Here is a 23,208-nt window from a genome sequence, read left to right as displayed (position 1 = left end):
TAACCGCCACCCGAACCCGTCGTCCTAGTCTGCGACATGGGCCCCGCGACCGGCGGCCTCGGCGGGCTCCGGCGGTTCAACCGGGACCGGTCCTGCCTGCCCGGCCCCCGCCAGCGCCTCGGCCCGGGACGGACCGAGCAGCGCGGGGACCACCCCGGCCAGCGCCACCGCGGCGGCGACCAGCAGCGCGAACCTGATCCCGTGCATGAACGCCGTCGGCGAGGCGTAGCTGCCGTTGGCGGTGAAGACGGCGGCGAGCACCGCCACCCCGAAGAGTCCGCCGGTCTCCCGCAGCGTGTTGTTGGAGCCGGCCGCAACCCCCGAGTCGGCGAGCGGCACCGAGCCCACCGCGGCGTTCGCCAGTGTCGGGAAGACGAAGGAGATGCCGATCCCGGCCACGACGAACGGCAGCACCAGCGAGCCGTAACCGACCCCGGCCCGCATCAGTAGCCCGAGCCAGACGAACCCGCCACCCATCATCAGCAGCCCGCCGACCATGAACGGACGGTTGCCGACCCGGTCGGAGCCGATGCCGCCGAGCGGGGCGAAGACCATCGGCATCATGGTGAACACCAGCATGCGCACCCCCGACGCCAGCGGGGAGTAGCCCATCCCGACCTGGAGCATCTGCGCGATCCAGAACACCGACCCGATCAGCGCGAACGAGAACAGCAGGGCCACCCCGCCGGCGGAGGAGAACGAGCGTCGGCGGAAGTAGTCCAGCGGCAGCATCGGCAGCGCGGCCCGGCTCTGCCGGACCAGGAAGAGCGCGATCAGGACCGCGCCCAGGGCCAGCGCACCCGTCACCTCGCCGCTGCCCCAGCCGACGGAGGGCGCCCGGACCGGTGCCCAGACCAGCGCCAGCAGCCCCAGCGCGATCAGCGGCAGACCCAGCAGGTCGAGCCGCGGGCGCGGGCCCCGGCTCTCGGTGAGCAGGAACGCGGAGGCGACCGCGGCGACCACGCCGACCGGGACGTTGATCCAGAAGATCCACTCCCAGCCGAGGCCCTGGATCACCGCACCGCCCAGCAGCGGTGCGGTGGCGACGCCGAGACCGGTGATCCCGCCCCAGACGCCGATGGCGGTACCGCGCTTCTCCAGCGGGAACGCCTCACTGATCAGGGTGAGCGAGAGCGGCAGCACGACGGCCGCGCCCGCGCCCTGCACGGCCCGCGACGCGATCAGCGCACCCGCGCTGCCGGCCGTCGCGCAGGCGATGGACGACGCGGTGAACACCACGAGTCCGATGACGTAGAGCCTCCTGCGCCCGAACCGGTCGCCGAGCGCGGCGCCGGTGAGCATCAGCGAGGCGAACGCCAGGTTGTACGCGTTGATGGTCCACTCGAGGTCGGACAGGCCGGCGCTGAAACGGCTCCGCAGCACCGGCAGTGCGGTCGAGACGACCACGACGTCGAGGGAGGTGACGAAGGCTCCGACCGACGCCAGGACCAGCGTCGCCGCGTTCCGGGGCCGGGTGGCGGGGACGGCCTCACTCATCGCGGCCACCCCGGATGCCGCCCGGCAGATCTGACATGTGCAACAAGACAGGGTCTCCGATTCGGTCGTACGGGGACTGCGACGCCGTTCCTTCGCGGCGCCACCAATAGAGACCGGATCGGCGCCGGGAACTGTGCGCGGCGGCCCCGACCGCGGGCCGGAACCGGCACGGATCAGGCCTCCGGTCGGGCTTCGGTGCCGTGCCACCCGGCGCGGGGCCGTAGGCTTGGCGACCGCCGCAGGTACGGCTTGGGGCGTGGGAGTCTGAACGAGGAGTGGTGGGCGTGGCGGGACGCGGCGGTATCAGGGGCAGTCAGGTCGGGGCGGGACCGATGGGGGAGAACGAGCGCGGTGAGCTGGCCCCGCGCACCGTGGTCTCGTTCTGGTGCGGCAACGGGCACGAGGTGCGCATCGGCTTCGCCCTCGGTGCCGACCACCCCGACGTCTGGGACTGCCCCAAGTGCGGTCTGGTAGCGGGCCGGGACCGGGACAACCTGCCGGTCCCGGCGGGAACCGCCCCGTACATGACGCACCTGGGGTACCTGCGCCAGCGCCGTTCGCAGGAGGAGGGCGACATCCTGCTCGAGGAGGCGCTGGCCAAGCTGCGCGGATCCATCTGATCCGACGGTGCGGTGGCCGGCGGTGCGGTCGGCGGTCCGGCGGCCCGGGAATTCGTCGCCCGTGCGGCGATGAGTTCCGGGGGTCCGGCCGGTAGGTACGGGTGGGCATCAGGGCCGGACCGGACGCGCGATGGAGGCAGGGTGGAGCACGTGGGGGACAGGCCGGCGGCAGCGACCGGTGAGGGCTTCGCGGAGGAGTTCACGGTCCGCACCGATCCGTTCCGGCGGGAGCTGCTCGCGCACTGCTACCGGATGCTCGGGTCGGTGCACGACGCCGAGGACCTGCTGCAGGAGACCCTGCTGCGGGCCTGGCGGGCGTACGACCGCTACGACCCGGGCCGGGCGTCGCTGCGCACCTGGCTCTACCGGATCGCCACCAACGCCTGCCTGACCGCGCTCGACCAGCGCAGCCGCCGCCCGCTACCGTCCGGACTCGGCGCGCCGGGCACCGACCCGGACGAGCCGCTGATCCGCGGCGAGGAGGTGCCCTGGCTGCAGCCGATCCCGGACGCGATGCTGGGGGACCCGGCGGGCGTGCTGCTGGCGCGCGGGTCGCTGCGGCTGGCCTTCGTCGCCGCGATGCAGTTCCTGCCGGCCCGTCAGCGCGCCGTGCTGATCCTGCGCGAGGTGCTGGACTGGCCCGCCGCCGAGGTGGCCGCGGCGCTGGACATGTCGACCGCCGCGGTGAACAGCGCGCTGCAGCGGGCCAGGGGCCGGCTCGGCGAGGCCGGTCTGGGCGAGGACCAGATCCACGAGTCCGCCGACCCCGGCCACCGCGCCCAGGTCGAGCGCTATGTGGTCGCCTTCGAGAGCGCCGACCTGACGGCGCTGGCCAAGCTGCTGACCGAGGACGCCGTCATGGAGATGCCGCCGTTCCTCAACTGGTACCGCGGCCGCGACGAGTACATCCGGTTCATCGCCCGCATCTACACGCTCTACGGCACGGACTGGCGGATGCTGCCGGCCCACGCCAACGGGCAGCCCGCCCTGGCCGTCTACGCCCGCGCGGCGGACGGCGGGTACACCCTGGGCACGCTCCAGGTCTTCACCGTCACGGAGTCCGGCATCAGTCGCACCACCGTCTTCATCGAACCGGAGGTGTTCGCCTGCTTCGGCCTGCCGCTGCGGATCACCGACGCCTAGAACGGCCGCCCGGCGGCTGGGCCGGCGGGCGCTGGTCCCCGGAGAAGCCGCCGGACACCTCCATCCGGCGGCCGGCCGCGACCGCGACGATGCTGTAGCTGTCCGCGCCGGTGTCCCGGTAGCCCTGGGCGTGGTCGTACTGGGCGGCGAACTCGTAGCTGCCCGGGGCCATGGTGACGCCGGCGTCCAGGACGAACTCGTAGACCAGCCAGCCGTCCTGGCGGGTGACGGTGGTGACCATGGACTCGTCCGGGACCGTGGACCAGGCGCCGGTGTAGGACAGCTGCGGGGTGACGGCGATGCGGACCCGGACGTCCAGGGCGGTGACGGCCAGATCGTTCCTGAGCACCAGGTCGCTCTGGGCCCAGCTGTCGATGCTGTAGTGGTCGATCCAGCCGTCCGACCAGAGGAATATCTGCTGGGACCAGCCGGCCGAGGTCGCGCTCGGTGTCACCGACGCGACGGGGGACGCGTGAACGTGCGACGCCGACGGCACCGGTGCGGGCGCGGCGACTGCGGTGGCCGTGGCTGCCGTGGTGCTGGCCGCGGCGACCTTCGACGCCGACATCAGCGCCGTCGCGGTGCCGACGACTGCCTGGGAGGGCTGCTGACTGGGCGCTGCGGGGGGCTGAGGAGGCTGCGAGGTCTTCGGCGCCGGGGAGTCGTCGCCGGAGAGCGCGATCGCGGTCACCCCGACGATCACCACCGCCAGCATGGCCGCGTAGAGGATCGCGGCGCGGATCCAGGTCCGGTCCGCAGCGCCCGGATGCTTCGGGCCGTGCTGTTCGGCGCGGCGGGTCGGACGCGCGCGGGCGCGCCGGCCGGCTGCCGGGCTTCCTGGGTCGCCGCCTGGGTCGCCGCCCGGGCCGGGGCCGCTGCCGGGGTCCGGGGGTGGTTGCCGGTTCCAGCGGAGGCGGACCCGGTCGCGGAAGCGGGCCGGTGCCTGCAGGCTCTCCTGGACCAGGGCGGCCAGCTGCTCGCGACTGCGTTCGTCCCAGCCGGGGTCGAAGGACCTGGTCGCCGAGGTGAACGCGGCCAGCAGTTCGGCGGCGGTGCTCGGCCCGTTGGACCGCGGCTCCTTCGCCCCGGCCAGTACGGCGCTGAGCCGGTCCGGCTCGGCGGTGGGCAGAGCATTGGGCACGGCATTGGGCCAGGGGTTGGGCACGGCGCCGGGCGTTCCGTCCGGCGCCGGGGCGTCTCCCGGCAGCGGCAGTAATGCGGCGGCCGGACGGTCGGGGGTGAGACAGTCGGCGAACAGGTCCGCTGCCGCGACGAGGTCGTCGGCCATGGCGGCCAGCCGCTCCCGGGCGCTGGCCTCCTCAAGTTCCGTGCTGCCCTGATCGGGTGAGGCTATGTCAGGCGACCAGGGCCGGGCCGACAGTCCGGCGTCCACCAGGACGCACACTCCGTCCGCACCGACCAGCACCTGCTCCGCGCCCACGCCGCGGTGCGGCACCCCCTGGTGGTGCAGCGCGCACAGTGCGGTCAGCACGTCGCCGACCACGACGGCTGCTGTCTGCGCGTCCAGCCCCCGGGGGTGCCCGGCCAACAGCCCGTCCAGCGGGGCACTTTCAAAGAACCTGCGGACCACCGAGACGATCCGTCCGGTGGCATCGACGACATAGCGCTCGGGTGCGGCGATGCGGGGTTCCTCCAGTCCCGCCATCGCCGCCGCCTCGCCCGGGAACGCGGACTGGAAGCCCGGATCCCAGACGACGGCGGCACCGAGGCGGCGGATGACCCCCAGCGTTCCGTCCCCGTTCTGCAGCAGATACGAAGTCCCGGTATCCCGTTGGGATATCCGTCCACCGTTCCGGCCGACGGTACCGGTCGGTCGTGAAGCACTCCGGGGTGCCATCCCAGCGGTCACGTAAGCCCTCCCACGCAGCGTGCTGGCAACGCCACGCCCTATCGAGTCGTCAGGTACCGGTCAGTAATTCACTCACCCGGGTTAATTGTCAACGGTTGACGCGAAGTGGACGGTGCGCGACAGTCGATTACGCATCCTTTACAGGAAGTACACAGGAGTTGATTGAACGTCCGATCCGCGACCATCGCACCGTGCGGCCGCTGTCGCAGATGGGCCGTGCTCCCGCTCCGCACAGGCCGTTTGGGCCCGCGCCTGGGTCAGCATTGACATGCTCGCGGCAGGAGGCGAATAATGCCGGGTGCGGCGCCGCTCTGGTAAATGGCGCGCATTCCCGGAGAATTTCTTTCGGCAACGTCGGCGCGGCGTGGGCGAGTTCATGGAAGGTGCCACCGGACACTGGCAGCGAATAGCTGCCGGCATTCAGTGGCACCTCGGTCCTCGTCGACGCGGGCGTGCGCCGATTCCGCCGATGGAATTCCGTACACAGCCGGAAGGGCCGCGCAGCGGGCGGCCCTTCCGTGCCGGACCACGGGGACGTCACATGGTCGGCTGATACCTCGTCGCCGGACCCCGGTCGCCGGACTGTTCCGGCGACGGGGGTCCGGGGCTATGTCTGGGGGAGGAGCAGGCCGTAGTGGCCGTCGTAGCGTTCGTAGAGCATGGCGCCGCGCGCGGTGGCGGGCGCCGCGGTGTTCGCGAAGAACAGGAAGGGCAGCGTGGTGAGGTGCAGCCGGGCCAATGCCTGATTGGGCGTCAGGCGCGGTGCCGGTCGCGGGCGGACAGTGACCGGGAGGTGGCGCCGGCGCGGCGGTCCGCTCTTGGCCGACAGCTGGGCCAGGCTGTAGCCGGTGGGGCCGGAGCGGAAGACCATGCTGTCCTGGCCGGTGTCGGCGTCGGTGAACAGATGGCAGTCGTAGTCCATGGTGTCCATGCGGAAGGCCGCCTCGTCCACCGTCTCGCAGCGCAGCAGCACGGTCTTGCGGCGGGTGATGCGGTGCCGGACAACAGGGGGCAGGTCGAGGTCGGCGTGCTGGTGCCGGCTGTGCCGGTACGGCGACTCCCGCGGCGTGCCGACCGCTTCGTCCGGGTAGGGGGCGCCGCTGCGGAGCAGCCGCATCAACTGCTCCCGGAGTCGGTCCCGCAGCAGGTAGATGGCCTCGTGCACGCTGTGCGCCGAGGTCTGGGCCCGCAGCGGGATGCCGCCGATGTCCAGGTTCCCCTGTACGACGGCGGGGAGCCGCAGGGTCTGGTCGGCGAGCCGGGTCAGTTTGATCCGCGCCCGCATGATCAGCAGATCGGCGTCGTGGTCCAGTTGCTCGATGCTGTCACGGGCCAGGCGGCGGGCGTCATCCGGGATCTCTCCGCGGGTCTCGACGGTCACGGGGAAGGCGGCTGCGCTCATGGTGTGCTCGTGCCTCCTGCTCGTCGCGTGAGTAGGGCCGATCGGTGGAATGTGACCGTACCGTGTCCTTGCCCCGCCCCGGACCGTTACGTCCGTCACTACAACCACCCTGATATTCACCGGCGGTGATGGTCGGTCAAATGTGGTTCCCAGGTGAGCGATAGCCGGACGGCGGTGCCCGGACGGAGGGTTTTCGAACCGTGGGCGGAGGGCGCGCGTAGGTTTCCGACCGTAGACAGCCGCGGAAGGAAGCCGGAGGCAACCATGAAACCGTTGATCGTAGGGGTCGGGGGGACGCTGAGGCCGGGGTCGTCCTCGGAGACCGCGTTGCAGCTCGCGCTGGAGGCGGCCCGCAAGAGCGGTGCCGAGACCGTCTCCTTCGCGGCCCGGGACCTGCAACTCCCGTACTACGACCCCTCCGTGCATGAGCGGACCAAGGGTCAGCAGCGCCTGGTCGACGCCTTCCGCCGGGCGGACGGGGTCCTGATCGCCAGTCCCGGGTACCACGGCGCCGTGTCCGGGCTGATCAAGAACGCGATCGACCATGTCGAGGACCTCGCCGGGGACCGTCGGGTGTACTTCTCCGACATCCCGGTCGGCTGCATCGGCGTCGCCTACGGATCCCAGGCGGCGACCAGCGTGCTGCACAACCTGCGCACCATCGCCCACGCCCTGCGGGGTGTGCCGACTCCCTACGGGGCCGCGATCGTGGTCGGCGAGTCCAGCTACATCCACGGTCGCTGGGTCGATCCGGCGACCAGGGAACGCCTGGCCCTGGTCGGCACCCAGGTCACGGCCCTCGCCACCGCACTGGCACCGCGGTTGCGGCGCAGCCGGAGTGCCTGACCGCAGTGAATGCGAATGACACTTCCTCGGCGGCGTCGAGTCACCCGTGAACGGATTCTGACCGACGGCAGCGGAAGTCTGGTTGGGCCTCCTCCGCATAACTAAGGTAAGCCTTCGCTTATCCGTTCATCGGAGGAGTTCGCTTATGTGGAAAGACCTGTTTCCCAGTTTCCTGATCGGAACCAGGGAGGGGCTCGAGGCAGGGCTGGTCGTCTCGATCCTCGTCGCCACCCTGGTCCGTTCCGACCAGAAATCCCGTCTACCGCAGGTCTGGACCGGCGTTCTGGCCGCCGTCACCCTGTCGCTCAGTTTCGGTGCCGTACTGACCTTCACCGCCGCCAATCTGTCCGCCACGGCGCAGGAGGCATTCGGCGGGACGCTCAGCGTCATCGCGGTCGCCTTCGTCACGGCGATGGTCTTCTGGATGCGGCGCAACGCCCGCACCCTCTCCGGTGAGATCCGCAGCAAGGTCGACGCGGCACTGGCGGTCGGGTCGGGCATGCTGGTCGCCACCAGCTTCCTCGCGGTCGGCCGCGAAGGCCTGGAGACGGCGCTGTTCATCTGGACCACCGCGCAGTCCGCGACGGAGTCCACCGGCCCGCTGGTCGGCGCGGCCGTCGGGCTGGTACTGGCCGCAGTACTGTGCTGGGCGCTGTACCGGCGGGTGCTGACGATCAATCTGGCGAAGTTCTTCACCTGGACCGGCATCGGACTGATCGTCGTCGCCGCCGGGGTGCTCGCCTACGGGCTGCGGGACCTCCAGGAGGGCGGCGTACTGCCCGGCGGGAGCAGCTTCGCGGTGGACCTGTCCGGCAGCATCGACGCCAACTCCTGGTACGCGACCTTGATACAGGGCGTGTTCAATCTGACGACCCGGATGACCTGGCTGCAGGCGGTCGCCTACCTGGTCTACCTCGGGATCGTGATGACGCTGTTCGTCCGGGGCGTGCGAGCCCCCAGGGCCGTGGCGGTCCCGAAGGACGCACCGGTGCCCACCGCTGCCGCCGCTGCCTCGGAGACCGTCCTCCCCGAGGCCGTCGCCCCCGAGGCCGTCGCCCCGGAGGTCGCGGTCCGGGCCGGCGCCTCCGGCTCGGACGCCGTGGTCGCCGCGGCCGAGGCCGTCGTCTCCGCCGCGGAGGCCGTGGTCTCGGCCGCCGCGGCCGCCGGCGCAGCGGCAGCCGCCGCCCAGGCCGCTGCGGCCTCCACCCTCGTCCCTGCCTCCGTCGTCGCCGGGGGCAGGGACACCGCCGACGCACCGGCGGCCGCACCGGTGGCTGCGGCGGTGCGCAAGGACCGGCTCGGGCTGAGGCGGCTGATCCCCTCCGCCGCCCCACCGGTCACGGCGTCCACGACCGCGACGGGGACCGCGAACGCGACCGCACCGGAGCCGGATTCGGAGCACCGGGGACGGCCCCGCTGGCTGGTGCCCACCGCGGCCGTCGCGGTACCGGCGGTCATCGCGAGCGTGATCATCGGTGCCAGCGGCGGCAAGCCCGCCGCGGCTGCGACGGTCACCGTCTCGCAGAGCGCCTGCGGTCAGGGATTCGCCTCGCCCAAGCCGGGTCAGCAGGTGTTCCAGATGCGGAACACCGGCAACCAGACCTCGGAGGTCTACCTGGTCGACCCGACGACCAACGCCGTCTACGGCGAGGTGGAGGGCATCGCGCCGGGCACGACCCGGGCGCTCACGGCCACCCTCGGCAGCGGGGACTACGCCTGGCGGTGCGTGTCCACCTCGGGCAGCGCGGTCACCTCGGCGACCGTCCATGTCAGCGGCGGAACCACGGTCGCGGCCGTGCTGCCGCTGGCGGCGACGGACCTGGACGCACCACTGGCGCAGTACAAGGCCTACGTCGGAGCGGGACTGGCGGCGCTGCTCCCGGCCACCCGGAGGATCGCCACCGATCTGCACGCCGGGAAGCTCTCCGAGGCCCGCACCGACTGGCTCACCGCGCACCTGCAGTACGCCGCACTCGGCGCCGCCTACGGGACCTTCGGCGACTTCGACGCCAAGATCAACGGCCGCGCCGACGGACTGCCCCTCGGCGTCAAGGACCCCGGTTTCACCGGCTTCCGCCGGCTCGAGTACGGCCTGTGGCACGGAGAGTCCGCCGCCGGCCTGGCCGTCGTCGCCAACACCCTGGTCACCGATGTGGCAGGGCTGGGCAAGGCCTTCCCCGGCCAGGACTTCGACCCCACCGACCTGCCGCTGCGCACCCACGAGATCCTGGAGAACACCCTCCAGTTCGAACTCACCACCGACACCGACGAGGGCAGCGGCACCAACCTCGCCACCGCCGCGGCCAACCTCACCGGCACCCGCGAACTCCTCACCGTGCTGCGGCCACTGATCTCCCGGCGCGCCCCGGCGCTGCTGACGACCGTGGACGGCGACCTGGGCCGGGTGACCGCCCTGCTGGCCGCGCAGCACACCGCCACCGGCTGGACGCCGCTGGAACAGCTCGACACCACCACCCGCCAGTCCATCGACGGCGCGGTCGGCCAACTCCTGGAAGACCTCTCGCCCGTTCCCGACCTGCTCGAGATCCGGAAGTCCGCCTGATGACCGATCACATCCAGCCTGCCACCGGCTCCTGCCCCTTCGGCTTCGACCGCCCCAGCGCCACCGCGACTGCCGGCACCACCACCGCCTCCGAGCCCGATCCCGATCCCGCCCCCGCCCCCGGAACATCGCGGCGCGCGGTCATGCGTACCGCGCTCGGCGCGGGCGCCCTGGGGGCGGCGATGGCCGGCGGCGCCGGAACGGTACTGGGCCTGGGGGCACCGGCGGCAGCCGCCGCCGACGGTCCGTCCGCCGCGGGTGCGGTGGCCTTCTACGGCGAGCACCAGGCCGGGATCACCAACCCGACCCCGGCCTACGCGATCTTCCTGTCCCTGGACGTCATCGCCGCCGATCGGGCGGGTCTGCAGGCACTGCTGCAGACCCTCACCGCCCGGATCGCCTTTCTGACCTCCGGCGGAACGCCACCCGATCTGGGCGTCGGCGCGCCCCCGTCCGACAACGGCATCCTCGGCCCCACCGTGCCCGCCGACCAACTGACCGTCACCGTCGGCGTCGGAGCCTCGCTGTTCGACCAGCGGTTCGGGCTGGCCGCACTCAAGCCCCGCAGCCTCACCCCGATGCGGACCTTCCCCAACGACAACCTGAAGGCGGCGGAGTCGCACGGCGACCTGTCGCTGCAGATCTGCGCCGGCCACCAGGACACGGTGCTGCACGCGATGCGTGACATCGCCAAGCACACCCGCGGTCAGATGCAGGTCAAGTGGCGGATCGACGGCTTCCAGAACACCCCGCGTCCCAGCGGCGCGCAGCGCAACCTGCTGGGCTTCAAGGACGGCATCGCCAACCCCGACACCACCTCGGCCCGGGCGATGGACCAGCTGGTCTGGGTCACCGCCGGTGGCGCCGAGCCGGCCTGGGCGACGGGTGGCAGCTACCAGGTGATCCGGATCATCCGGATGCTGGTGGAGTTCTGGGACCGGGTCTCGCTCAACGAGCAGGAGTTGATGTTCGGTCGGCGCAAGGACACCGGCGCCCCGCTGGACGGCGCCAACGAGACCGATATCCCCGACTACGCCAAGGATCCGCAGGGCAACGCGATCCCGGTGGACGCCCATATCCGACTGGCCAATCCGCGTACCGCCAAGACCGACGACTCCCGGATCCTGCGCCGCGGCTACAACTACGACCGCGGCATCGACGCGGTGGGCAACCTGGACATGGGGCTCGCCTTCTGCTGCTACCAGCAGGACGTCAAGCGGCAGTTCGAGGCGGTCCAGACCCGGTTGATCGACGAACCCCTGGTCGACTACATCTCGCCCACCGGCGGCGGCTACTTCTTCGCCCTGCCCGGGGTGCGCAGTTCAAGCGACTGGCTCGGGCGGGCCCTGCTCACCGCGGTCTGACGTACCGTCACCACCGGGGCTCAGGCTGTCGGGGCCGCCGGTTCGCCGGCGGCCAGGCAGAGCCGGACCAGCTCGGCATCCGGGTGGACCAGCGCCTCGCGCAGCGGGGTGTGCAGCAGCACCAGGTCGGCCGGGGTGCCCGGACGGACGATGCGGGTCGGGGAGCCGGGCAGCTGCGGTGGCGAGAGGTAGCCGTCCAGGGCCTGGGCGGCGTCGAGCCGTTCGCGACGGCCGGCGACGACCCCCGCCGGGGTGAGCCGGGAGACCGCGGCCCGCTGGACCGCCCACGGGTCCAGCGGGCCGTAGGGGGCGTCACTGGACAGCGCCAGCGGGACCGAGCCGGCCAGCAGCGAGGCGCAGCGGTACAGGTCGCGGTGCTCGTCCGCGGGGACGCCGAGCAGGAAGTCGTCGCCCCGGTCGGCCAGGAACCCCGGTTGGGTCACCACCCGCAAGCCCAGCCGGCGCAGCGTGGGGATCAGCTCCTGCGGCACCAGCGCGGCATGTTCGAGACGGTCACCGGGCCTGCTCCCGGCCTGCTCCAGCGCGACCAACAGCAGCACCAGTGCCTCGCGGGTCACGCAGTGCACCGCGACGGGCCGTCCGGCCCGGTGCGCTGCGCCGATCTCCTCGACGAGCTCGTCGTAGCGGGGGAGTCCGGAGTCGGCGAGGACGATCTTCCAGGGCCCGGCCACTGGCCCGCGCTGACGGTCCGTCGGCTGCCGGCGGACGTCGCTGCGGAGCGGCGCGCCGAGCAGCTGCACCTGCTGGGGCAGTGCACCGTCGGTCATGGCGGCGGTGATCGCGTCGACGGTGCCGGAGTCCAGGGCCGGGCTCGCGTCGGTCACCGAGGTGATGCCGTATCCGGCGAGCAGCCGGCCGAGCGCGGCCAGCGAGGGGGGACGGCCGCGCGGCAGCCGGTCGCGCAGCCAGTCGTCGGCGCGCCACAGCCGTCCGGTTGGATGCCCCTGAGGGTCGCGCTCGATGCCGGGGTGATCCGCCCGGTCCAGCCCGATCGCGGTCGCGGCAAGGGAGTTGAGCATCCAGAGGGCGCCGCTGCGGTGCTGGATCCGGATCGGGACGTCGTCACGCAGCAGGTCGAGGGCGGCGGCGTCCAACTCTCCCGCGACGGACTCGTGGTAGCGCACCCCGCGGATCCAGCCGTGCTCGTCGGGCCCGGCCCGGTGCAGCAGGTCGCGCAGCCCGGCCGCGTCGCGGGCAGTGGTCGGGTCGCAGGCAGTCGAGGCGAGGTCGGCGGCGGTCGCGAAGAGGTGGATGTGGTGGTCCGTCAGACCCGGCAGCAGGGCCCCGCCCCGTCCGTCCTTCACCTGCTCGTCCGGCCCCTGGCGGAGCAGGGCGTGGCCGATCTCCAGCACCCGTCCCTCTCCCACCCGGACGTCGCACAGCACCCCGCCGACCTCGGCCCGGCGGATCAGCCGGCCGCTCATGGGACGCCGATCCCGAGCCGGCCCAGCACCTCCGCGGTGTCCGCGCCCATCGCGCGCGCGGGGCCCGCGGGGGTCCGGGCGGTGGGGCGTGCCATCGGGAGGTGTTCGGCTGCGGTACCGATGTCCCCCTCCGGTTGCCGCAGGGTGGCCGCGACCACGTCGGCCATCGCCACCTCGCGGAGCACGCCGTGGCCGCCCCCGGGATCGGTCAGCGCAAGGACGGCGGCGGCCAGGCCGGTGAGCGGGTCGGCGATGGCGTCGCCGCAGAACACCGGCAGCCCCTGGGCGTCGAAGCCGAGCAGCCCGTTGGCGGCGGCCACGTCGTCCCCGAAGCCGACCCGGGGGGAGGAGCGTCCGTAGGCGGTGATCGACACCCAGGTGCAGCCGCGTTCCACCTCGGCCGCGGCGTCCAGGCCGAACCTGGCCAGGGCGCGGGGGCGGGACGCCTCGATGACGATGTCGGCGCGGCGCACCAGCGCGTGCAGGGCGCTGCGTCCGTCCCGGTCGGCGGGGTCCAGGGCGACCGACCGGTGCCCGGCGTGCAGCAGACGGTAGAAGTCCGGATTGCCGAGCCGGGCCCCGTCCGGACGGGTGGGGACCTCCACCTTGACCACCTGGGCCCCGGCCAGGCCGAGCAGGTGCGCGCACAGCGGTCCGGCCCACAGCGCACTGAAGTCCACCACCAGCAGTTCCTGCACCGAGCGGAACGGTCCCGGCGGAGCCACGGCGTCGGGGTCGCCCACCGGGCGCGGCTTCCGGACGGCTCCGGCCGCGAGGCCGAGCAGGGCGCTCCGCTCGTCGAGCTCGGCTCCGGTGTGTCCGGACAGCCAGTCGGCCAACCGCTCCGGCAGCCGCTCGTCCGCCTGGTGCCCGATCAGCGCCCCCAGCAGCGACGGATCGTCAGGACGGGCGCAGGACACCGCGGCCCAGCCGTCCGCCGTCGGCAGCAGCCGGCAGCTGCCGCCGGGGGAGGTCCGCCCCTGCCGGGTGTGCCCGGTGAAGGCGGCGCGCTCGGCCAGCAGCCGGGCGCCGTCGACCAGGACCGGGCGGCGGGTCTGCCGGGTGGCCTCCGCGATGCGGTCGGACATCCTGGTCGCCCAGCCGGCCGCGTCCCCGACCGGCAGGACCGGCGCCGCGCCGCGGTGACCGGTCAGCGCCATGACCCCGCTGCGCGCCCAGTGGCGCGCTACCTCAGCGGGGGAGGAGCCGGACGACCCAGTGACCATGGGGGGATGGTAGGCCACATCCCATCAGGTGGCCTCGGTGGAAAACCAGGGGCGGTCGCGCGGGCAGGTGGTTAGGGTGCCGCCCATGCCTGATGCCGAGGTAACCGCGTTGAGCCTGCGTTCGGCCGAGGCGATCGTGCGACGGGTCCATCCCGGGGCCTCGGTCACCGAGGTGCTGACCCGCACCGGAGGCGAGCTGAGCACGGTCGTCGAGATCCGCTGCGCCCCGCCGGTCCCACCCGTGATCGTCAAGTTCTATGCCGAGGAGTGGCGTTGGAAGCAGGAGAAGGAGGTCCACGTCTACCACCTGCTGGAACAGCACGGCATCCGATCGGTTCCGACCGTGCTCCACACCGAGGCGGCTGACGGACCGTCGGGTCGTGCCCACACCGTGATGACCCGGGTCGAGGGGCAGCCGCTGTCGGCCGTCGCTGCGAGCCTCGACGCCGCCGCCATCGGCGGGATCTACGAGCAGATGGGCGCGCTGCTGGCCCAGGTGCACCGGATCCCGCAGGAGTCCTACGGGTACCTCACCACCCACATCCTCGAACCGGAGTCCGGCAACGCCGACTACATGCAGCGTCAGTTCGCGAAGAAGCTGGGCGAGTTCGCCCAACTGGGTGGGGACCCGTCGTTGGGCGACGCCATCGCGGCGAAGGTCCGAGACGGCTCCGGCCTCTTCGACCGCTGCTCCCAGCCGATGCTGTGTCACAACGACTTCCACGAGGGCAATGTGCTGGTGCGCAGGAGAACCGACGGCTGGGAGGTCACCGGGTTCATCGACGTGGAGAACGCGGTCGCCGCCGACCCCCTGATCGACCTGGCCAAGACCGAGTACTACTCCATCCGCGGCGACCGGCTCAAGGGCGCCGCCCTGCGCCGCGGCTACGGCGCCCTCCCCGCCGACTGGGCCGAACGGACCGAGCTCTACCGGCTCTACCACGCCCTCGAACTGTGGGACTGGTTCGCCTCGATCGGCCGGACCGACCCGCTCCCCGGCATCGCCGAGGACCTGGTGCGGATGACGGCCCGGCCGGATCCTCAGGCCCAGGATCCTCAGGCCACCGGGGTGTAGTGCGAGGCGTCGCCCTTGACCGAGCGGCTGGTGGTGCCGTCGATGCCGACCGGGATGTCGCCGGCGACCGTCACCCGGTTCAGGCGACGCGGCTGGTCGTCGTAGTTGTCGACGGCGTAGTGCTGGGTGATCCGGTTGTCGAACAGCACCAGCTGGTTCGGGGCCCAGCGCCAGCGCAGCACGTTCTCGGGGCGGGTCACGTACGACTGGAGCAGTCGCAGGACGTCCCGCGACTCGCCGCTGGACAGGCCCACGATGCGCTGGGCGAAGCCGCCGATGTACAGGCCGCGCTCGCCGGTGAGCGGGTGCACCCGCACCACCGGGTGCACCGTCTCGTAGGTGACCGAGGTGAACACCGAGCGGCGCTCCCGCGCCTCCTGGTCCAGGCTCTCCGGGGGCACGGCGTAGTCGTAGTCGTTGGTGTGCACGGCCTGCAGCGTGTCGGCGAAGGCACGCAGCGGGGCGGGCAGGTCGCGGTAGGCCGTGGCGGAGTTGGCGATCAGCGTCTCGCCGCCGTAGGGCGGGATGACGATGCTGCGCAGGGTGCTGAGCTGCGGCGGGTTGAGGACGAAGGTCACGTCGGTGTGCCACTGGTTCGCCCGGCCGTCCTCGCTGTCGACCGGGAGCACGTTCGGGGCGCCCGGCTGCGAGGGGACGGTGGGGTGGGCGGTGGTGAGCGGCCCGAAGTGGGCGGCGAAGCGCTGCTGCCCGGCGTCGTCCAGGTCCACGTCGCGGAAGACCAGGGCCTTGTGCTCGTTGACCGCGGCCCGCAGCGCGGTCACGGTGGCCGGGTCCAGCTCCCGGTTCAGGTCGACGCCGGTGACCTCGGCGCCGATGCGGGCGGTGACCTTGCGGACGGTTATCGCGGTGGTGGTGTCGGTGGCGGTGATGACGGTCCTCCTCGATCAGGGGTGGATGCAGCGGTGGGGCGTACGGGCTGCGGCGTACGGCGGCGCGCGAATCGGCCCGTGCGGCGGCAGCACGGGGAGACGCCGGGCGGCGGCGTCGCAGGCAGCGTTCGGGCAGGTGGGGACGGGGCTGGTTCAGCCGGAGACGACGGGCCGACAGCGTCGGCTACATCGCGGTGCACCGAGGCAGGCGCACCGCACCTGCTCGTCAAGGTGCCGCATCGATCTCATGGCAGGAGCCTAATGAGCGCCCGCTGCGGGCGGCAATGATTGTTCCAGCGCTGGAAGAAACTCAAGGACGTGCAACTGATGGTTGCACCATGCCCGGCCGTCGACTAAGCTGATGTGCAACCGAACGTTGCAGGAGGACGGCATGGAGTACGGAACCATCGAGCGCGAGGTCTTCGTCGAGGCAGCGCCCGACGTCGTCTTCGAGGTGGTGAGCAGCCCCGACCACCTCAAGCATTGGTGGCCGGACGACGCCCGCTATGAGCCGACACCCGGGGCGACGGGCGAGATCGTCTTCGGCGATTGCGACGCGGGCGGGATGGCGGTGGCCTTCACCGTCGTCGACGCGCGGCCGCCGCACTCGTTCTCGTTCCGCTGGACGCATCCGGCCGAGGAGGCCGCGGCCGAGGGCAACTCGCTGCTGGTCACCTTCGACCTGACCCCCAAGGGCGACGGGACGCTGCTGCGGATGACCGAGACCGGGTTCCGCGAGATGGGCTGGGAGATCGCCGTTCTGGAGGAGCAGTACCGGGACCACGTCACCGGCTGGGACTTCTACCTGCCCCGGCTGGTGCCGTACGCGGTCGGTCTGGGCGCGCGGCGATGACCGCGCCCGCCCCGACGATCGACGACGACCTCTGGTCCGCGATCGGGGACCCGACCCGGCGCCGGATGCTGGACCTGCTGCTGGTCGAGGGCGACGGCACCGCGACCACGCTGGGCCGGCAGCTCCCGGTCACCCGGCAGGCGGTGGCCAAGCACCTCGCCGTCCTGGAGCGGGTCGGCCTGGTCAGCGGCACGCCCGCGGGCCGCGAGCGGCGGTACCGGGTGGACGACGCCCAACTCGCCCGCGCGGTGGCCCAGTTGGCCTCGGTCGGCTCGGCCTGGGACGCCCGACTGCAGCGGATCAAGCGCATCGCCGAGACGATCCAGCGCACCCGGCAGGACCGACCCCAGGACTGACCACAGAACTGACCACAGAACTGACTGCAACTCAGAGACGATGAAGGAGGAGCGACATGGTGGACATCCTGCACCGGGTGGGAGTCAAGACCCCCACCCCCGAGAAGGTCTACGAGGCGCTGACGACCGTCGAGGGCCTGGCCGGCTGGTGGACCGTCGACACCAAGGGCGAAGGCGGCGAGGCCGGCGGCGCCCTGCAGTTCCGGTTCCCCCCGGTCGGCGGCTTCGACATGGAGGTCGTCGAGACCCGGCCGGGCGAGCGGGTGCTGTGGCGGGTGGTCGACGGCCCCGAGGAGTGGGTCGGCACCACCGTCGACTGGGAGCTGCACCAGAGCGGCGAGTACACGATCGTGCTGTTCAAGCACCAGGGCTGGCGGGAGCCGGTGGAGTTCATGCACCACTGCAGCACCAAGTGGGGCTCGTTCCTGATGAGCCTGAAGTCCCTGGTCGAGACCGGCGAGGGCGCCCCGGCCCCGCGGGACGTGCAGATCAGCGACTGGCACTGAACGACGCGAGGTCGGTGCCGGGGTCCGTCGCCCCCCGCAGCCGCGCGGACTCGGCCAGGGCGGCGTCGATGCGGCTGTTGCTGGTCAGCCTGGCCGCGAGGCACGCCATCAGCACGAGGATCCCGGCTCCGGCCAGGAACGGTGCGCGCAGTCCGGCGAAGTGCGCCAGCCAGCCGCCGGACAGTGCGCCGATCGGCCCGGCGCTCATCGCGATGAGCCGCGCCGCCGCCCCGACCCGGCCCATCAGCTCGTCCGGCACGATCGCCTGACGGACCGAGGGGCCGAGCGTCGTGGTCACGGTCATCGCCGCACCCAGCACGGCGAACCCGGCGCCGGCGAGGTACGCGTTCGACGACACCCCGACGCCGAGCAGCGCCACGGCCTCGACGACTGCGGTCAGGGTCAGGGCACCGCCGGTGCCCAGTCGGGCGCCCAGCCACCCGCCGACGAAGGTACCGCCCAGGCCGCCGACGGCTTCGGTGGTGAGGAACGCGCCGTAGCCGGCCGTGCCCAGGTGCAGCGTGTCGTGGGCGAAGAGCGCGAGTACCGCGCCGGTGCCGCAGAACGCGAAGTTGCCGACCGCAGGCCGCAGCGACAGGCCGAGCAGCAGCCGGTGGTGGAGGAGGTAGGCGGCACCGACCCGGGCGTCCGCCAGGATCGAGGTCTCGGGTTTGGCGGCCTTCCTCGGGCGCGCCGGCAGTGTACGGATGGTCAGCGAGCTGAAGAGGAAGGAGACCGCGTCGGCCGCGAACGGTACGGTGCGGCTGAGCGAGAACAGCAGGCTGCCGGTCGGTGGGCCGACGAAGCCGTCCAGGGCGCGCTGCGCGCCCTGGAGGCGGGAGTTGGCGCGTTGCAGCGACTGCGGGTCCCGGTCCAGGAGCTCCGGGAGGTAGGCCATCGACGCGGTGTCGAACAGGACGCCACCAGCCCCGAGCAGGAAGCCGACGGCGATCAGCACGGGGATGTTGAGCAGGCCCTCGGCGACGGCGACCGTGGCGGCCACCAGCAGGGCGCAGCGGCACAGGTCGGCGCTCACCATCGTCCGGCGCCGGTCCCAGCGGTCCACCAGTGCGCCGCCGATCAGCCCGAAGACCAGCCAGGGCAGGAGCGTGACGGCTTCCATCATCCCGAAGACGGTGGAGTCGCGGGTCAGGGTGAGAGCGAGCAGGGGGAGCGCCGAGTAGTAGATGCCGTCACCGAGTGAGGAGACTGCCGAGGCGGCCCAGATGCGATGGAACGCGGCGGGCAACCCGGTCCGTTCGGTGCGGCTCCACCTCCTGATGACCATCGGTCAATTCTATGGTGCGCCGCCGCCCACCCGCCGGCTGATTCGGCAGGTGGGCGGCGGGATCGTCCCGGTCGGCCGGGGCGCGGCCGGGCGCGGCCGGGGAGCGGCCGGGTGTGGCCGGGTGTGGCCGGGTGTGGCCGGTGGGTCAGTGCAGGGTGAGGGTGAGCGGGCCGGCGAGCGGGGTGTAGCCGTCGTTGGACAGGAGCCAGACGCCGTAGCTGCCGGCGCCCTTGAGCGCGCTGGTGGCGAAGGTCAGGCTGCTGCTCGCGTTGGGCGCGTACTGCCAGGTGAGCGAGGACTGGCTGCCGGGGGTGACCCCGGCCGGGTAGATGCCGATCCAGTTCTTGGCGCTGAGGTCCGCGGCCGGGACCGAGTACTGGAAGGTGACGTTCGCCCCGGTGGCGACGGAGGGGGTGGTCGTGGTGAGGGTCGGTCCCGAGGCGGCCGCGGTCGGGAAGAAGGCGTCGTTGAGCGGCACGGCGTAGGCGTCGTTGACGGTCATGGCCGGCAGGCCGAGCGCCGCCTCGATGGTGCGTCCGGTGCTGTAGTGGTCGTAGCGGGAGGAACTGGTGGTCCCGGCCGGGACGGTGCCCTGCGAGCCCAGCACGATGGTGGCGATGTGGTTGCCGGCCTCGGTGCTGTCCTCGTCCCAGGTGACCACCAGCAGCGAGCGCTGCGTGGTCCAGGCGGGGGAGGCCAGCACCGGGGCGAGGGTCTGCTGCAGCCAGCCGTCCTGGGTCTTCAGGCTGGTGGCGCTGCCGTTGCCGGACGCCTCGCCGTCGTAGTAGTCGTCGGCCGCCAGCCAGGAGAAGTTGGGCGTGGTCGCCGCGCTCTTCAGATCCGTCGTCAGCTGGGTGGTGTCGGCCAGGTGCGCCTGGCAGCGGGTCTGGTTGCCGCTGATGTCGGTGTAGTTGATGAACGGCGCGTCGTCGGGCTCGTAGTACTTGTCGTAGCCGGTGGTGGTGTTGCAGGGCGTGCCCATGCCCTGCTCGTAGGCCTTCCAGGTCTTGCCGGCCGACTCCAGCTCGTCACCCAGGTTGGTGTGCGGGTCGTTGATGTTCGGCCAGTAGGTCGCGCCCTTGGCGTAGGTGTCGCCGCCCGCGATCGCCAGGTAGTTCTCGTCGCTGGGGTGGTACTGGGCGTGGAAGTTGGTCATGGTCGCGCCCTGGGTCATCAGCGAGTGCAGATAGGGCGTGTCGGTGGGGTCGCCCATGATCTCGTTGTAGTCGGTGTTCTCCATCATCACCGTGAACACGTGGTCGTATCCGGGGACCTTGGACACCGGCCGGGTCAGCACCGGCGCGGTGACCGGCGTGTTCAGGGTCAGCGAGAGGTTGTCCAGGTAGCCGGACTCGCCGGAGCTCTGCACGAAGGCCACGGTGGCCAGGATCGAACGGGTGCCGGAGGGCACCGTGCCGGTGGCGCTGCGGGCCAGGAAGGCGTTGGCGTTGCCCCGGTCGGCGGCCGACACGGTGGGCAGCGCGGTGGTGCCGCCCAGCTGCTTGCCGGAGGCGTCCCGGAACTGCAGGGTGACCGCGGCGTAGCCGGCGAAGGAGCCCCAGCCGCCCAGCAGCCCGCTGAGGTTGTAGCCGACGCCCCCGCCGTCGATCGCGGCCGAGGCCGAGGACACGTCCACGCTCTGCGTCATCGAGCCGTCGCCCTCGTTGCCGGGCGAGAAGAACGCGGTACCGGGCACCGCGCCGGCGGGCAGGCTGTAGCTGCCGGTCGAGTAGCACACGACGCCGGGGCTGCCACTGACGATCTGCCAGCCGGGGACGGTGGTCGCGGCGTTCCAGTCGGTGGTGCAGTAGCCGCTCTCGGCGTCACCGTCCACGATCAGGTTCCCGCTGCTCGTCGTCGCAGCCTGGGCGTTCGGCTGTGCGCCCAGCAGCGCACACGCCATCAGCAGCGCCGCACCGAACGCTCTCCACAACTTCCTCATGGGCAGTCCCCGTTCCGGATTCCAAGGATCATGATCATTCGCCATGAACTCCTCATGAATAGCGTTCCAGGCTGACGCCGGGGCGAACAGAACGCACACGCTCGACGTCCACCAGGCGGCGCGGCCCCGTGGGGCCCGGCGGGGTGTCGCTAACGTGTCCGCATGTTCTCCCTCCTCGAACCGCCGCTGTTCACCAGGCTCCGCGACGCCCGGCGCATCCTGATCGCCGGCGCGGGCGGCGGGTTCGACATCTACGCCGGGCTGCCGCTGGCCCTGGCGCTGCAGGGCGCCGGCAAGGACGTGCACCTGGCGAACCTGTCCTTCGCCGACCTGTACGGGCTCGATCCGGACGTGTGGCTGGAGCCGGACGTGGCAGCGATCCGTCCGGACACCGCCGCGCGCGGCGACTACTTCCCCGAGCGCTCACTGGCCCGCTGGCTCGCCCTGCAAGGGCTGCCCGACACCGTGTACGCCTTCAACCGCTCCGGGGTGCAGCCGCTGCGCGCCGCCTACCGCGCACTGATCGGCCATCTCGGCGGGGTGGACGCGATCGTGCTGGTCGACGGCGGTACCGACATCCTGATGACCGGCGACGAGCACGGCCTGGGCACCCCCGAGGAGGACATGGCCAGCCTGGCCGCCGTCCACGGCCTGAGCGGGATCGAGCACCGGCTGGTCGTCTGCCTGGGCTTCGGCGTCGACGCCTACCACGGCGTCAACCACACCCTGGTCCTGGAGAACCTGGCCGCGCTGGAGCGCGAGGGCGGCTACCTGGGGGCCTTCTCGCTGCCGCGCGACAGCCGGGAGGGCGCGCTGTACCTCGACGCCGTGGCCCATGCACGCAGCGAGACGCCGACCCACCCCAGCATCGTCAACGGCTCGATCGCCGCAGCGGTGCGCGGAGACTTCGGCAACGTCCAGTTCACCGAGCGCACCAAGGGCAGCGAGTTGTTCGTCAATCCGCTGATGACGCTCTACTTCACCGTCGACGCCGCCGCCCTGGCCGTACGCAACCTCTACCTGGACCGCCTGGAGGGCACCCAGCTCACCCGCCAGATCAGCTCGATCATCGAGGAGTTCCGCGAGGAACTCCCGCGCCAGCGCGCGCCGCGGATGTTCCCCCACTGACAGACAGGCGGGGCTCCGACCCTGTCACCACTGCCGGTGCACGGTTGCCTTGCCGCCGACCACCAGGCTTGCCGGCGGAACGTCGTCAGCCACGACCGCGCCGGCGGCGATGACGGCGTCTCGGCCGATGGTGACGCCGGGCAGGATCGTGGCCCCCGCGCCGATCCACACGTTCTCCGCGACGTCGATGGGTGCGCCGGTGAGGTACAGCCGCCGCTCCTCGGGATCGACCGGATGGCCGCTGGTGATGAACGTGACCTTCGGGCCGATCATCGTGCGCTCGCCGATCCGGATGCCGGCGTAGTCCAGGAACGTGCAGTTCTGGTTGATGAACACACGCTCGGCGAGGTCGAGGTGGAGGCCGTGGTCCGTGTAGAAGGGCGGATAGATCGTGACCCTCGGCGGCAGTTGCTTCCCGAGGATCTGTTCGAGCAGTTCCGCCTTTCCGGCTTCGTCCTCGAAGGGCAGGACGTTCAGGCGGGAGGTGAGCTCGGTGACGCGCAGCACCCTCTCGGCCATGGCCTGGAACTCGGCGCTCTTGATGCGCATGAGACGGTCGCTGGACAGAGTCACGATCTCTCCCTGGTCGTGCCACGGCGCTCGGGGAGCGGGTCGCGTGAAGCCTAGCGTGGGCGGGCGCACGTCGATCGGAAGCGGTCGACCGTCCAGGAGCCCGGTCGGAGCGGGGTTCGGAGCGGGGTATGGAGACGGTCTCCCTCCGGGGAAAGGAAGGAGACCGTTCGGGGGGTCCGGCGAGCCTGCTCAGGCTCGCTGCAGGCCTGCCTGGACGTCCTCGAAGGACATCACGGGGGTGAAGGACACCTTGGCCCCGAGCCCCTGGAAGAACGGCTCGGCCACGGAGGGGATGTCGGACGGGTCCTTCAGGTCGAAGACGAAGAATCCGGTGCGCAGGCCGTCCGCCGCTCCGAAGTACACGGCTTCGGGTTTGAGGCCCTCCAGCGCCGACTTCATGATCGTCGGTAGTGAGTTGTCCTTGATCGCCTTGTTCCCCGCCTCGGTGTCCATCTGAACCGTCATGAGCATCCTCATGGCTTCGTCCCTCGCTCTCCGTCCTGGGCCGGTGCTGACGCACCGCGCTCTCTGCGTTGATGGTCGTCGCGGTCCGGGACTCCCGCACCCGGAGGCGGACGGCGGGTCGCTGAGCGTCGCCGAGGGTGTCCGGGCGGGCCGAGG

The 23,208-nt window shown here is 71.9% G+C and carries 20 protein-coding genes; 10 read left to right on the top strand and 10 right to left on the bottom strand.

Annotated elements, in window-relative coordinates; translation table 11 throughout:
- Positions 1–24 precede the first annotated feature (24 nt).
- A complete protein-coding gene (locus tag ABUW04_RS04980; protein ID WP_380563067.1) occupies positions 25–1,497 on the bottom strand; it encodes an MFS transporter in 1,473 nt (490 codons plus the stop codon).
- Positions 1,498–1,781: 284 nt separating this feature from the next.
- Between ABUW04_RS04980 and ABUW04_RS04975 the strand changes: the two genes are divergently transcribed.
- Together ABUW04_RS04975 and ABUW04_RS04970 are read left to right on the top strand one after the other, a co-directional pair.
- Complete coding sequence (locus ABUW04_RS04975) at positions 1,782–2,117, top strand: RNA polymerase-binding protein RbpA (RefSeq protein ID WP_084713949.1); 336 nt, start codon at positions 1,782–1,784, stop codon at positions 2,115–2,117.
- A 150-nt stretch (positions 2,118–2,267) separates the two neighbouring features.
- Positions 2,268–3,260: a sigma-70 family RNA polymerase sigma factor gene (locus tag ABUW04_RS04970; RefSeq protein WP_380563065.1), complete on the top strand. Its 993-nt coding sequence runs from the start codon at positions 2,268–2,270 to the stop codon at positions 3,258–3,260.
- Here the strand turns inward: ABUW04_RS04970 and ABUW04_RS04965 are convergent.
- Together ABUW04_RS04965 and ABUW04_RS04960 are read right to left on the bottom strand one after the other, a co-directional pair.
- Positions 3,247–5,118, bottom strand: coding sequence for a protein kinase (locus ABUW04_RS04965; protein WP_380563461.1), 1,872 nt, complete (start codon positions 5,116–5,118; stop codon positions 3,247–3,249). The genes ABUW04_RS04970 and ABUW04_RS04965 overlap by 14 nt on opposite strands.
- Before the next feature lie 619 nt (positions 5,119–5,737).
- Entirely contained in the window at positions 5,738–6,532 is a 795-nt protein-coding gene (locus ABUW04_RS04960; protein ID WP_380563063.1) for a sigma 54 modulation/S30EA ribosomal C-terminal domain-containing protein, read from the bottom strand.
- Between the two features lie 264 nt (positions 6,533–6,796).
- Between ABUW04_RS04960 and ABUW04_RS04955 the strand changes: the two genes are divergently transcribed.
- The 3 genes from ABUW04_RS04955 to efeB all read left to right on the top strand — a co-directional run bounded on the left by ABUW04_RS04955 (position 6,797) and on the right by efeB (position 11,305).
- The gene (locus tag ABUW04_RS04955; protein ID WP_030253132.1) at positions 6,797–7,378 is read left to right on the top strand and encodes an NADPH-dependent FMN reductase; all 582 of its coding nucleotides are present in this window, start codon (positions 6,797–6,799) and stop codon (positions 7,376–7,378) included.
- A gap of 145 nt (positions 7,379–7,523) precedes the next feature.
- Positions 7,524–9,941, top strand: a complete 2,418-nt coding sequence (gene efeU / locus ABUW04_RS04950; protein ID WP_380563061.1) for an iron uptake transporter permease EfeU — start codon at positions 7,524–7,526, stop codon at positions 9,939–9,941.
- A complete protein-coding gene (efeB, locus tag ABUW04_RS04945; RefSeq protein WP_380563059.1) occupies positions 9,941–11,305 on the top strand; it encodes an iron uptake transporter deferrochelatase/peroxidase subunit in 1,365 nt (454 codons plus the stop codon). The genes efeU and efeB overlap by 1 nt, the downstream gene beginning before the upstream one ends.
- A gap of 20 nt (positions 11,306–11,325) precedes the next feature.
- Here efeB and ABUW04_RS04940 read toward each other — a convergent pair whose 3' ends face one another.
- On the bottom strand, positions 11,326–12,750 hold the full coding sequence (locus ABUW04_RS04940; RefSeq protein WP_380563057.1) for an amidohydrolase family protein: 1,425 nt from the start codon (positions 12,748–12,750) through the stop codon (positions 11,326–11,328).
- The gene (locus ABUW04_RS04935) at positions 12,747–13,976 is read right to left on the bottom strand and encodes a CoA transferase (RefSeq protein WP_380563055.1); all 1,230 of its coding nucleotides are present in this window, start codon (positions 13,974–13,976) and stop codon (positions 12,747–12,749) included. Before ABUW04_RS04935 ends, ABUW04_RS04940 begins: the two co-directional genes overlap by 4 nt.
- 85 nt (positions 13,977–14,061) lie before the next feature.
- Between ABUW04_RS04935 and ABUW04_RS04930 the strand changes: the two genes are divergently transcribed.
- Positions 14,062–15,051, top strand: a complete 990-nt coding sequence (locus ABUW04_RS04930) for a phosphotransferase family protein (RefSeq protein WP_380563053.1) — start codon at positions 14,062–14,064, stop codon at positions 15,049–15,051.
- Here the strand turns inward: ABUW04_RS04930 and ABUW04_RS04925 are convergent.
- Entirely contained in the window at positions 15,033–15,941 is a 909-nt protein-coding gene (locus ABUW04_RS04925; RefSeq protein WP_380563460.1) for a TauD/TfdA dioxygenase family protein, read from the bottom strand. The two genes, ABUW04_RS04930 and ABUW04_RS04925, sit on opposite strands and share 19 nt — an antisense overlap.
- 391 nt (positions 15,942–16,332) lie before the next feature.
- On the opposite strand from ABUW04_RS04925, the gene ABUW04_RS04920 reads away from it, so the two are divergent.
- From ABUW04_RS04920 to ABUW04_RS04910, 3 genes are read left to right on the top strand one after another with little or no spacing between them, the layout of a single operon-like run.
- Entirely contained in the window at positions 16,333–16,794 is a 462-nt protein-coding gene (locus ABUW04_RS04920; protein ID WP_380563051.1) for an SRPBCC family protein, read from the top strand.
- A complete protein-coding gene (locus ABUW04_RS04915; protein WP_380563049.1) occupies positions 16,791–17,150 on the top strand; it encodes an ArsR/SmtB family transcription factor in 360 nt (119 codons plus the stop codon). Before ABUW04_RS04920 ends, ABUW04_RS04915 begins: the two co-directional genes overlap by 4 nt.
- A 56-nt stretch (positions 17,151–17,206) precedes the next feature.
- On the top strand, positions 17,207–17,656 hold the full coding sequence (locus tag ABUW04_RS04910) for an SRPBCC family protein (protein WP_380563047.1): 450 nt from the start codon (positions 17,207–17,209) through the stop codon (positions 17,654–17,656).
- Here ABUW04_RS04910 and ABUW04_RS04905 read toward each other — a convergent pair.
- Both ABUW04_RS04905 and ABUW04_RS04900 read right to left on the bottom strand, forming a co-directional pair.
- A complete protein-coding gene (locus tag ABUW04_RS04905) occupies positions 17,640–18,944 on the bottom strand; it encodes an MFS transporter (protein WP_380563045.1) in 1,305 nt (434 codons plus the stop codon). The genes ABUW04_RS04910 and ABUW04_RS04905 overlap by 17 nt on opposite strands.
- 145 nt (positions 18,945–19,089) lie before the next feature.
- Positions 19,090–20,886 (bottom strand): alkaline phosphatase family protein, encoded by a 1,797-nt coding sequence (locus tag ABUW04_RS04900; protein WP_380563043.1) that lies wholly within the window; start codon positions 20,884–20,886, stop codon positions 19,090–19,092.
- A gap of 162 nt (positions 20,887–21,048) precedes the next feature.
- Here ABUW04_RS04900 and ABUW04_RS04895 point away from each other — a divergent pair, with 162 nt between their 5' ends.
- Positions 21,049–22,014, top strand: coding sequence for a DUF1152 domain-containing protein (locus ABUW04_RS04895; protein WP_380563041.1), 966 nt, complete (start codon positions 21,049–21,051; stop codon positions 22,012–22,014).
- 24 nt (positions 22,015–22,038) lie between these two features.
- Here the strand turns inward: ABUW04_RS04895 and ABUW04_RS04890 are convergent, their stop codons facing one another.
- Positions 22,039–22,581, bottom strand: a complete 543-nt coding sequence (locus ABUW04_RS04890; RefSeq protein ID WP_380563459.1) for a sugar O-acetyltransferase — start codon at positions 22,579–22,581, stop codon at positions 22,039–22,041.
- Between the two features lie 195 nt (positions 22,582–22,776).
- Positions 22,777–23,052 (bottom strand): DUF3303 family protein, encoded by a 276-nt coding sequence (locus ABUW04_RS04885; protein WP_232242109.1) that lies wholly within the window; start codon positions 23,050–23,052, stop codon positions 22,777–22,779.
- Positions 23,053–23,208 lie beyond the last annotated feature (156 nt).

This window comes from Streptacidiphilus jeojiensis (genome assembly GCF_042510965.1).
Lineage (GTDB): Bacteria > Actinomycetota > Actinomycetes > Streptomycetales > Streptomycetaceae > Streptacidiphilus > Streptacidiphilus jeojiensis.
The sequence above is the reverse complement of the archived record's forward strand: the minus strand, read 5'-3'. Positions and strand labels throughout refer to the sequence as shown.